The sequence below is a fragment of the Arthrobacter sp. UYCu712 genome (assembly GCF_040547005.1).
Lineage (GTDB): Bacteria > Actinomycetota > Actinomycetes > Actinomycetales > Micrococcaceae > Arthrobacter.
Window position 1 is genome coordinate 318,706 of record NZ_JBEPOZ010000003.1, and the last position, 10,280, is coordinate 328,985.

12 protein-coding genes and 1 pseudogene are annotated in these 10,280 nt (G+C 65.3%); 3 read left to right on the forward strand and 10 right to left on the reverse strand.

The window, feature by feature from the left end; genetic code table 11:
- Window positions 1–187: 187 nt before the first annotated feature.
- Window positions 188–871 (forward strand): response regulator transcription factor, encoded by a 684-nt coding sequence (locus tag ABIB51_RS05290; protein ID WP_354186159.1) that lies wholly within the window; start codon window positions 188–190, stop codon window positions 869–871.
- Here ABIB51_RS05290 and ABIB51_RS05295 read toward each other — a convergent pair.
- Window positions 846–2,270: a sensor histidine kinase gene (locus ABIB51_RS05295; protein ID WP_354186160.1), complete on the reverse strand. Its 1,425-nt coding sequence runs from the start codon at window positions 2,268–2,270 to the stop codon at window positions 846–848. The genes ABIB51_RS05290 and ABIB51_RS05295 overlap by 26 nt on opposite strands.
- 99 nt (window positions 2,271–2,369) lie before the next feature.
- On the opposite strand from ABIB51_RS05295, the gene ABIB51_RS05300 reads away from it, so the two are divergent.
- On the forward strand, window positions 2,370–3,281 hold the full coding sequence (locus tag ABIB51_RS05300) for an alpha/beta fold hydrolase (protein ID WP_354186162.1): 912 nt from the start codon (window positions 2,370–2,372) through the stop codon (window positions 3,279–3,281).
- 336 nt (window positions 3,282–3,617) lie between these two features.
- On the opposite strand, the gene ABIB51_RS05305 is transcribed toward ABIB51_RS05300, so the two are convergent.
- From ABIB51_RS05305 to ABIB51_RS05320, 4 genes are read right to left on the reverse strand one after another with little or no spacing between them, the layout of a single operon-like run.
- Window positions 3,618–4,196, reverse strand: coding sequence for a BBE domain-containing protein (locus ABIB51_RS05305; protein ID WP_354186164.1), 579 nt, complete (start codon window positions 4,194–4,196; stop codon window positions 3,618–3,620).
- Between the two features lie 42 nt (window positions 4,197–4,238).
- Entirely contained in the window at window positions 4,239–4,520 is a 282-nt protein-coding gene (locus ABIB51_RS05310) for an FAD-binding protein (protein ID WP_354186166.1), read from the reverse strand.
- Window positions 4,487–5,389 (reverse strand): tetratricopeptide repeat protein, encoded by a 903-nt coding sequence (locus ABIB51_RS05315; protein ID WP_354186168.1) that lies wholly within the window; start codon window positions 5,387–5,389, stop codon window positions 4,487–4,489. The genes ABIB51_RS05310 and ABIB51_RS05315 overlap by 34 nt, the downstream gene beginning before the upstream one ends.
- Complete coding sequence (locus ABIB51_RS05320) at window positions 5,358–5,813, reverse strand: hypothetical protein (protein ID WP_354186170.1); 456 nt, start codon at window positions 5,811–5,813, stop codon at window positions 5,358–5,360. The genes ABIB51_RS05315 and ABIB51_RS05320 overlap by 32 nt, the downstream gene beginning before the upstream one ends.
- Window positions 5,814–6,322: 509 nt before the next feature.
- Here ABIB51_RS05320 and ABIB51_RS05325 point away from each other — a divergent pair.
- On the forward strand, window positions 6,323–6,526 hold the full coding sequence (locus ABIB51_RS05325; protein ID WP_354186172.1) for a hypothetical protein: 204 nt from the start codon (window positions 6,323–6,325) through the stop codon (window positions 6,524–6,526).
- A gap of 191 nt (window positions 6,527–6,717) precedes the next feature.
- Here ABIB51_RS05325 and ABIB51_RS05330 read toward each other — a convergent pair whose 3' ends face one another.
- The 5 genes and pseudogenes from ABIB51_RS05330 to ABIB51_RS05350 all read right to left on the reverse strand — a co-directional run.
- Window positions 6,718–6,903 (reverse strand): hypothetical protein, encoded by a 186-nt coding sequence (locus ABIB51_RS05330; RefSeq protein WP_354186173.1) that lies wholly within the window; start codon window positions 6,901–6,903, stop codon window positions 6,718–6,720.
- A gap of 38 nt (window positions 6,904–6,941) precedes the next feature.
- Window positions 6,942–7,847, reverse strand: a complete 906-nt coding sequence (purU, locus tag ABIB51_RS05335) for a formyltetrahydrofolate deformylase (RefSeq protein WP_354186174.1) — start codon at window positions 7,845–7,847, stop codon at window positions 6,942–6,944.
- Complete coding sequence (cycA, locus tag ABIB51_RS05340) at window positions 7,844–9,310, reverse strand: D-serine/D-alanine/glycine transporter (protein ID WP_354186176.1); 1,467 nt, start codon at window positions 9,308–9,310, stop codon at window positions 7,844–7,846. Before cycA ends, purU begins: the two co-directional genes overlap by 4 nt.
- On the reverse strand, window positions 9,300–10,139 hold the full coding sequence (locus ABIB51_RS05345) for a methylenetetrahydrofolate reductase (RefSeq protein ID WP_354186178.1): 840 nt from the start codon (window positions 10,137–10,139) through the stop codon (window positions 9,300–9,302). The genes cycA and ABIB51_RS05345 overlap by 11 nt, the downstream gene beginning before the upstream one ends.
- Window positions 10,140–10,172: 33 nt before the next feature.
- A pseudogene (locus ABIB51_RS05350) lies at window positions 10,173–10,280 on the reverse strand (lipoyl synthase); the annotation flags it as partial.

Genomic DNA, 10,280 nt, shown 5'->3' on the forward strand with positions numbered 1-10,280 from the left:
TGTCCTCATGCTTGCCACGTTACTCAGGAGAACGTGAGAATAGGCTGAGTGCCGTCATTGCCCGGAGTCACGCCCCGCAAATGCGGGCCGGTGCACGCCAGCGGCCGCCGCGGACCCATCGCCGGGACTTCTCAGGTCCGGCTCAACTCGGTGCGTCATACTGCCTGTATCAAGGGGAGTGGGGACTATGAGGATTCTTCTCGTGGAGGATGAAAAGGGTCTCGCCGAAACGGTCCGCCGCGGACTGACCAATGAAGGGTTCGTCGTGGACGTCATGAACGACGGCGTCAGCGGTCTGTGGGCGGCCACGGAAAATCCCTACGATACGATCCTTTTGGATCTGATGTTGCCGCAGATGAACGGTTATGAGGTCCTGAGGTTGCTTCGCGAGCGCGGGGTCTGGACTCCGGTGCTGATGCTCACGGCGAAGGACGGCGAATACGATCAGACCGATGCCTTCGATCTGGGCGCTGATGACTACCTGACGAAGCCTTTCAGCTTTCTGGTGCTGGTGGCACGGGTCCGGGCGCTGATCCGCCGCGGCGCGCCTGAGCGTCCTGTTGTCCTGACCCTGGGCACCCTGACGCTGGACCCACTGCTTCGCAGCGTCCGCCGGGGGGACACCGCGATCAAACTCACGCCGCGGGAATACGGGCTCCTGCAATACCTCATCCGGCGTCACGACCAGGTCGTGACAAAGGCGGAAATACTCGACAACGTATGGGACCCGGCTTTTGAGGGCGGGGACAACGTGGTGGAGGTCTACATCGGCTACCTCCGGCGCAAAATCGATGTTCCCTTCGGCGTGCAGACATTGTCCACGGTCCGGGGGATGGGCTATCTGCTCAGCGCCGGCCAGGGTCCTGGGTAGGTCCGCGGAACACCAGTTCGAAGCGGCAGTCGCCCAGCGGGCTTTCGGTGGCGCGGATGGAGCCGTGATGGGCCGCCATGATTCCGGCCGCAATAGCCAACCCCAGTCCGCTTCCGCCGCCTTCCCGCGACCTGCTCGCGTCGAGGCGGACGAACCGTTCGAAAACCCTTTGCCGCTCCGCTTCGGGTACCGGATCGCCGTCGTTGTCCACGGTGATAACCGCGCCGGTTCCGGCCTCACCGGAATTCAGGCTGATCTGGATCCGCGAGAAGGCGTGCCGGTCGGCGTTGTCCAGGACGTTGCGGAGAACCTGTCCCACCCGCCGCGCGTCCCCGGTGATCCGGACGGGGGTGAGGTCCGCTGTTATGACGTGTCTGCTTGTGGAGCGGAGGCGCCGGGTTTCGCGGTCGACGACGTCGTCGAGGTCAACCTCGTCCTCGTTGAACCGGAAGCCCCCGTCATTGGCCTTGGCGAGGGTCAGGAGGTCCTCGACGAGGTAGTGCATGCGGGAGGTCTCCTCGGAGAGGATGTCCGTCAGCTCGCGCCAGGTCTTGCCCGACGGGTCCGCGGCAGCGACCTCCACCCCGGCGCGCAGGGTCGCCAAGGGACTGCGGAGTTCGTGGCTGGCGTCCGAGATGAAACGGCGCTGCTCGCGGTCCGAGGACTGCAGCCGTTCCAGCATCTTGTTCATGGTCAGCGCCAGGGACTGAATCTCATCGTTGGTGGGCGGAACATCGACTCGTTCGTCCAGGCGCGCGCCGTCGATGCGGGAGACCTGACCGCGGATTCTTTCGACCTGTTGCAGGGACCGCCCCACCAATAGCCAAACCGAGATGCCGACGATCAGCAGCAACACCGGAGTGGCGCCGAGCAGGTACCAGGAGACGGTGGAAACGGTTTCCGCCAGGACGTGTTCCGGGGACGCGACCACCACTGTGTAGGTTCCGTCATCCAGCCGGACAGCGGTCGCGACGATCAGGAATTCATCGGAGTCACCGATGCTCTCCAGGCTCGATACATTCTCCGTCAGGACCTGGTCCGGGGCCGGCCGCAGGGAGGTGAGCGGGCTGTCCCCCGCGCCGGGTACGGACACGGCCACGACCGCGCCGGCCGGGTTCAGGACTTGGACGATTTGCCCGCCCAGCACGGTTGCGGCAATGTAGCGTCCTGCTTCGGCAACGCCGTGGTCCCGCATCACGACGATGACTTCCTGGGATTCGTGCCGTGCGTCCGACTCGGTCGAAGCGACCAACGACCCCTGGAGCAGGACCAGAAGGGTGACCCCGCCCAGCAGCAGCGCCATGGCGACGACGCCGAGGGCAGTCGCCGTCGCGCGCTTGCGGACTCCCCACTGTCCCGCGCGGGACGCAGGCAGACCGGCACGGGGCTCGACGTTCATGATTCAAGAATGGGCTAACAGCCGGCCACCGACAACCGGCCCCGTCCCGCAGCCCTGCGGCTCCGAATCAGTTTCAGAGACCACAAGCAGAAAGTGACCATGAGTGTTCAGCAGGAAACGGCCCGCACGGGAGCGGCCACGCTGCGGCGGCATATCGTTGCCACGGAGCTGGGCCCCTGCACGGTGCGTGTCCAGCAGGGCGCGGGAGGCCTGCCGCCAGGGTCTGGCACACCGGATGTCTACCTTCACGGCGCCGCCGGATCCTGGACGACCTTCCAGGCGCTGCTTTCCGGGGCGCCGGCCCATGACCGGGTGCTGATTGATCTGCCGGGCTGGGGTGACTCCACGGCGGATGCCCGGCTGGACCAGTTCAACATCGAAGCGATGGCACGCTCTGTCACCGGGGTTCTGGACGTGCTCGGCTACCGGCGGTGGAACCTGGTGGGCCACTCCATGGGCGGCTTCCTGGCATTGCACATCGCCGCGGCCTGGCCGGAGCGGACGGCCAGCGTCGCCGCCATTTCGGCCACCACTTTCGGCGTGGCCGAGGCGGCCCGGCGGCCATTGCGCAGCCTTTCCAGGTTCCCGCTGTTTGTCGGCATGCTGCTGCTCATGCGGTCCATGGCGGCCCTTGGACCGGCAGGGCCCGCGCTGGTCCGTGCAACCGGCGCCACACCTGTGATGGGACCGCTGATGTCCCCCTTCTTCGCAGCTCCCGCAGCCATTTCCGCGGGGGCGATCCGCGGCCTCGGCCAGGACGCCCGGCCGGCCAGCTTCTCAGCGGCTGCGCAGGCCGCGGCTCACTACGATTTTGGCCGGTGGCGCGGCATCCGCTGCCCGGTGTTGGCGACCCGAGGCGACAGCGATGTGTTCACGCCTGCGTCCGACCTGGTCCGCTTGGCCGGAATAGTCCCGCACGTCCAGTTGGTGACGATCCCGCGCTGCGGCCACTTCGCCAACATCGAGCAGCCGGAGTACGTGCAGCGGCTGCTCGACGAGCTGCGGTCCTGAGATGTTTTCCCTGCTCACAGGCTATTTTCAGGAGTAAAATGTGGGCGTCGGCAGGATTCCTGCGCCTCCCTGCCGCGAGGCCGGCTCTCCACCTGAAGAGCCGGCAGCATGCGTGAAAGGGAAGGCCATGACTACAGCTTCGCACCCATCCCAGCACCATGTGATGGGGTTAACGCTTGGCTCGGCAGGGGCGCCAGGGAAGAGACGAGGGGACTCGCCACCTAGCGCCCCCCCGGTTCGTGGAACACTGACGACGGCGGCCGTCCCGGGCGGGCAATCCGTGCGGATCCGGTCCGTTACGGCCGTGTGGCTTTCGCGGATACTGGGCTCGGGACATCAGCTTTCCGGAACGACTTTTGAGGGTACGACATTGCGGTTCACCCTGAACAGGTCTCCCGGGTCGTATCTGCGTTTGATGTCCGCCAGCCGCGCGTAGTTTGCGCCGTAGCTCGCGCGGACACGTTCCTGGCTATCGTCTGCGGTCTGGAAGTTGATGTAGGTGCGACCGGTCGCGAAGGGGCGCTGCCGCCGCCAGGCGTCGCGGATCCACTGGCGGTACGCTTCCGCCCGGGGCTCGTTCGGCTCCCACATGCCGTTGACGCCGGGCACATACCGCGCGTTCCGGTTCCCGACCGCGCCGTCGTCCTCGGGGTGTTCGTTGATCGCTCCGCCGAGGTGGAGGAATCCCAGCTCCGCGCCCGGGACAGGACACTCGGCGAACTGGCCCGAAACGGTCGTGAGGAGCTCGTCGCGGAGTTCGGCAGCGTACTCGGTCTTCCAGTAGTAGTGCAGGCCCTTGGGCTCGGTCATGGCACAGATCTTCCTGCCCTGCCACTCCAGCGGGATGAACGGCTCCGGCGGCGCCGTGATGAGGCGCAGCCACACTGCAAGCTCCCGGGGCGCGTCGCCCGTCATTGTCCGGTAGGTGCGGAGGATCTCATCCGTCCGCTCGGACGGCTAGGCGATGAAGCCCCCGAACAAGGTGGGGCCGACGGCGTGCAGCCGGAACGTGAACCGTGTAACGACCCCGAGGTTGGCCCCGGCTCCGCGCACCCCCCAAAACAGATCGGCGTTTTCGGCGCGGTTGGCGGTGCGGATCTGACCGTCAGCTGTCACGATTCCGACCTCCTCCAAATTGTCGACCGTCCAGCCGAATCGGCGGGTCAAATAGCCCAGGCCGCCGCCAAGGGCCAGACCTGCGACGCCTACTTCGGAGATGAAGCCGAGTACGGTCGCCAACCCCTATTCCTGTGTGGCCCGGTCCACGTCCTGCAGCAGACATCCCAGGCCGACCATGCGCGGCGCAACGCCGCCACTGCAGACTGCGAATGCCCCTCTGCAACGAGCACGGCCCGGATGCCTGCGCCGCCTGCGCCCAGCCACGACCCGCCGAATCCATCCGCGATCCCCTGAAGTTCGTCGGCCGCCGCCCGGGCGGCGTGCACATCACCTGCCGCGAGCATGATCTCGGCGCAAGGACCGAGCAGCTTGGCGCGGTCCACCCTGTTGCGTGCTTCGCCCAGCGACCGGCGAATGGCCGCGGCTGCCGCCTCGATTTGCCCTTGGACAAGCCGAAGCAGAGCGAGGCCCGGCTGAGGGTCCCGCACCCAGCGGCTGGCACGCAGGTAGGCCTGCTCGGCCTTCGCATATTCGCCGCGCAGGCGATGCGTTTCGCCCTGTTGGTAGTACGCTCCGCCGAGTGCTGGCTGGTCCGGGGGGTCGGCCAGCCGCCTACATGCGGCGTGTACCGCAACCACGGCATCCGTCCAAGCCCCGTGGAGCTGCAGGATCTGGGCCCGGTGCACCAGGCACTGCCCGCGGTATGGGACCAAATCCGGTTGCGCCGCGCACCAGCGGCCGAGAGCCGCCGTCCAGTCCTTCGCCCGACGCAGGTCGAACAGGTCAAAACACGCCTCGATCACCGCGCAATATACGATCCCGGCAGTGACTGGGGAGACCTCTCCGGCGGTGACAGGGACGATGATTTCGTCCAGCAAATCAACCGCCCGGCTCGACTCATCGGCTATTACCAGGGACTGCGCGAGCCCAAGCCGGGCAAGTGCCACCAGATCGGGGTCACTGAACCGGGCCGCCTGAATCAGCGGCAAGGCTGAATGTGGCGCGCGCGGTCGGTGCGTCACCCTTCGCCAGACTTTCCAACCCGGCCAACACCAGGACGTAGCCCTGCTCCGCACAGTCATGTCCGACCTCGTCAAGCAATAGACGGGCGCGGGCAAGCCAGCCGCCGGCCCGGGTGTTTTCGCCGCCCAGCATGTGGTGTATCGCGAGCCAAACCGCGCACCGGGCAGCGCCGGGTGGATCCGCACGGTGCAATCGCTCTCGGTGCGCGCGCGCCAGGACCTCTGCACCGGCGTCGTCCTTGCCTATCAAATAGGCGGTCGTGGCGAGCAATTCGAGATCATCCGGTTCCAGACGCACGCCACGGTCTGCGGCCGACCACTCAGCAAACGCATCCGCCCACGCCTGCTGCTTGAAAGCCGTCCGCCCTCTTTCGAGCGTGCCGGCGGCCATATTCAACCCTTCGCCGCAGGGATCGTGTCTTAGGTGCTGGCAATGGTCATCGCTTCGGTCTTGATGCACACTGTGGAGTCCTCTGACATTGAGGATCCTAACCGGGAAATGCCGTGGCAACAGCAATCGCAGCACGCCGTGGCCCTGGTCAGCCGCAATGACGCAGTTGACGTACCTTCGCGGGCCAGCACCTTCCAGCTGCACAGCTGTGATGAGTCTCACCCGCAAAAATCGCCATCTGGCTTGGGCCGCCCAAGCTGCCCCATGCACTATGGAAAGGCACGGCCGGGACGAAAGCGTCCCAGCCCGCAGCAGCCCTGACCACTCCGACGCCCAGCGTACGCAGCGGATCAGCGGCACAGCATTACCCATCCTGGTGGACGCAATGAGGCCAAACCGGTGAGCTCGTAGAGCTGCCAAGGTCTCAGGCGTTCCTGGTTTGGCCCCACGGCGGCTCCGCATCGGTGCGGCAGCCGGACATCCGGATTCATGAATGGAAGCACTGAACAATGACGTTTGAAACTGCCAACTCTGTAACCCACAAGCTCTGGGACCGCTCCACGATGCACCACGAGCTGGATTCCCTGATCCACGACCTCTCGGTCCGGCACAACACCCCCAAGAGCAACATCGCGGTCCACGCCAGCGGACCCAACACCTTTACGCTCAGCCTGAACCACGGCCCAGCTAGCCTCGAGGCAGTTTCGGCCTAGCAAACACAACGACGACGGCGGGAGTCACCTCCCGCCGTCGTCCGTTTCCGTTTTCTCATCGCCCGAAGGACATTGCCTGCGAAACGGTGGCGGCCATCAGAACAAGGAACGTGGCGGTGACCGCCCATGTTTCCAGGCGCAACCGCCGGTCGGTCCGTTTCCGGTTCAGATCCCGCGGGCGCCTTGGCCCGCTACGCAATGATCTCCACGCGCACATAGTCCTCCCGGTGGAACATCCGCCGTTCGCGCCAGCCGTCCAGGACAACCCAGATGATGGAACCGTCGGGCGTGGTGCCGTCCACGACGCCGGAGCCGATAGTGCGCCCGTCCTGCGAGAGCCGCACCGGTTGCCCGGTGGGTAGCGTGTTCCACGACACACGGCGCCAGAGTGTTCCCCCTGTCGGTTCCATGAGCACTACCGCAAGATGACGGTGCGGTTGCCGAGCAGCAGGATCCTGCCTTCACAATGCCAGCGGACGGCGTTGCGGAGGGCCGCGCATTCGGCGTCCCGGCCCACTGCCACCAAGTCATCGGCGGTGTACGTGTGGTCCACCTCGATAACCTGCTGCGCAATGATCGGGCCCTCATCGAGTTCGGCGTTGACGTAGTGCGCCGTGGCGCCCACCGTTTTGACGCCGCGGTCGTAGGCCTGGTGGTAGGGCTTCGCACCCTTGAAGCTGGGGAGGAACGAGTGGTGGATGTTGATGGTCCGCCCTGCAAGCTTGGCCGACAGTTCGTCACTGAGCACCTGCATGTAGCGGGCCAGGACCACGAGCTCCACGTCCAGGGCGTCCACGATTTCCAGGAGCTTGGCCTCGGCCTCGGGCTTGGTGTCCTTCGAGACCGGCAGGTGGAAGAACGGGATCCCGTGCCACTGGACCAGGCCTTCCTGTTCGCGGTGGTTGGACACCACCGCGACGATTTCCACGGGGATGTCTCCTGTGCGTGCCCGGAACAGCAGGTCGTTGAGGCAGTGGCCCATCTTGGACACCATCACCAGCACGCGGCGCTTGCGGCCGTGTGGCTCCAACTGCCAGCTCATCTGCCACTTCTCGGCCACAGGCGTGAAGTCCCGGCGCAGGCCCTCGGTGCTGGACTCCTGCGCCGAGGAGAAGTGGACGCGCATAAAGAAGTGCCCGTGCCCCTTGTCCCCGTACTGCTTAATGTCCAGGATGTCGCAGCCGTGGTCGAACAGGAATCCTGAGATATCCCGGACGATGCCCGGCGACTCGGCACAGTCGACGGTCAGAACATGTTCAACCACGCTTGGAGTGTCCTGCGGCGTAGGGGAAGGGCTGTCCGGGGTCTGTGCCGTGCTCATTTCTGCACCTTATCGAACTCTCGAGCGTTGGAGGTTTCCTCTTCCCGGGCAAGATCGGCCTGGAACGCGGCGTAACGGGCCAGGTGCGCGGGGCGCCGGCGCAGCACCAGCCAGGCGGCTCCCAGCAGGATGAACCAGACCGGCGTGACCAGGAGCGCCAGCAGAGTATCCGGCTGTGTGGTCAGTGCCCACAGGACGAAGGCGAAGAACGCAAAGACCAGCCAGACCATGGGCACGCCGCCGGGCATCCGGTATTTGGACGCCTCGTGCAGGTGCGGCCGGCGCCTGCGGAAGGCCAGGTAACTGGCCAGGATGATGGACCACACGAACACAAAGCAGACCGCGGACACGGTGGTCACCATGTCGAACGCCTTGCCGATGTCCTGGCCCGCGTACATCAGCACCACGCCGGAGAGCAGGAGAACGCAGGACAGGAACAAGGCATTCTGCGGAACCTTGCGCCGTGACAGGCCGCCGAAGACGGACGGCGCGTCGCCCTCCTGCGCCAGCCCGAACACCATGCGTGATGTGGAGTAGATGCCGGAGTTGGCCGAGGACATGGCCGAGCTGAGTACCACCAGGTTCACCACCGTGGCCGCGGCGCCCAGGCCCGCCAGGGAGAACATTGCGATGAACGGGCTGTGGCCGGCCTGGAACTGGGTCCAGGGCGTGACGGACATCAGGATGATGAGGGCGCCCACGTAGAAGAGCAGCACGCGGATGGGGATGGAGTTGATGGCCTTGGGCAGGTTCTTCTCCGGGTCCTTGGCCTCGGCGGCCGTGGTGCCGACCAGTTCAATGCCTACAAAGGCGAACACGGCGATCTGGAAGCCGGCCACAAATCCCATGAACTCGTTCGGGAAGAATCCGCCGTGGCTCCATAGGTTCGTAAAGGTGGCGGGGCCGGCGTCGGACTGGAACCCGCTGAAAATCATGAACAGGCCCACCACGATCAGTGCCGCAATGGCGATGATCTTGATCAGTGCGAACCAGAACTCGGTCTCGCCGAACGCCTTCACCGTGGCCAAATTCAACAACAGCAGGAGGGCGATGGTGATCAGGCCGGGGATCCACAGCGGCAGCCCTGGCCAGAGTTCCTTTGAGTAGCCGGCAATGGCGATGACGTCTGCGATTCCCGTGATCACCCAGCAGAACCAGTAGGTCCAGCCGGTGAAGAAGCCGGCCCAGGGACCCAGGAGGTCCGCGGCAAAGTCGCTGAAGGATTTGTAGTTCAGGTTGCTCAGCAGCAGTTCGCCCATGGCCCGCATGACGAAGAACAGCATGAAGCCGATGATCATGTAGACGAAGATGACGGAAGGCCCGGCCGCGGAGATGGTTTTGCCCGAACCCATGAACAGGCCGGTGCCGATAGCGCCGCCAATGGCGATCAGCTGGATGTGCCGGTTGCTGAGCTGCCGCTCAAGATGCGGCTCCTGGTGGGAGGCTAGGGATTTAGTAGTCACGTGCTGCTCCTCGAATCAATGCTGGCTGGAGTGTTGCGGAGGTAGACGACGCCTGGCCCGGCCCGAAGGGAACCGGATCAAGGCTGTTGAAGCTGTAGAGATGGATGCCCGCGATGTGGTCGGGCCGGCTTTCCAGCCCGGAGACCAGGGTTTGTGGCGAGTAGCGGTCCCCGCTGAGGAGTTTGCGGGCCAGCGGGCCCTTCCGGCTCAGGAATTTCAGGGAACTTCCGACGCCGATCTGCGTCGCCAGGGAGACCAGTCTGGTCCGCTGGACGGGCCCCGCCACCCCGGCCCAGACGGGCAGCCGGACGCCTTCGCGGCGCAGCAGCGCCGTGTAATCATGGATTTTCGATGCAGAGAAGCACATCTGCATGACCACGTGGGTGGCCAGGTGCTGCTTGGCCAGCAGGGCGTCGAGCATTTCGACGGGGTTGACGGAGGGGTGGCCCTCCGGGTAGCCCGCGACGCCTGCCCGCATGGCGCCGCCGGAGTATTGTGCGATGTCTTCCAGGAGCGGAAGGGCGTATTCGTAGGGACCGGCCGGCCGCTTCCGGTCCCCGCCGATCACGAACACCTCGCCGATGCCCGCAACGTCGCAGTCACGCAGGATTCCGGTGAGATCGGCACGGCCGTGCAGGCTCCGCGCCGCGAGATGCGGGACGACGGTGTATCCGAGCATGCTCAGCTGTACGGCGGCGCGCATAGTCCGCTCGATTCCGTGTTGCGGCAGGCACGTCACGCTGAGCGTTGTGGTCTTGGGCACCAGGGCCACGACCTGCTCAACAATTCCCTCGGTAGGGATGATTTCAATTCTGATGGGGAACATCATTGGTCCTCTCTGAGCATCAGGGTTTGGGTCTGGTCAGGCAGTGGCGGCGAGCAGCGAGCTGGCTTCCTGGCGGGTGCTTCCGGAGCTTTCGATGTGCGCGAGTTCGGCGGGGATTTCCCAGCCCTTCTTGCGCATCGCGGT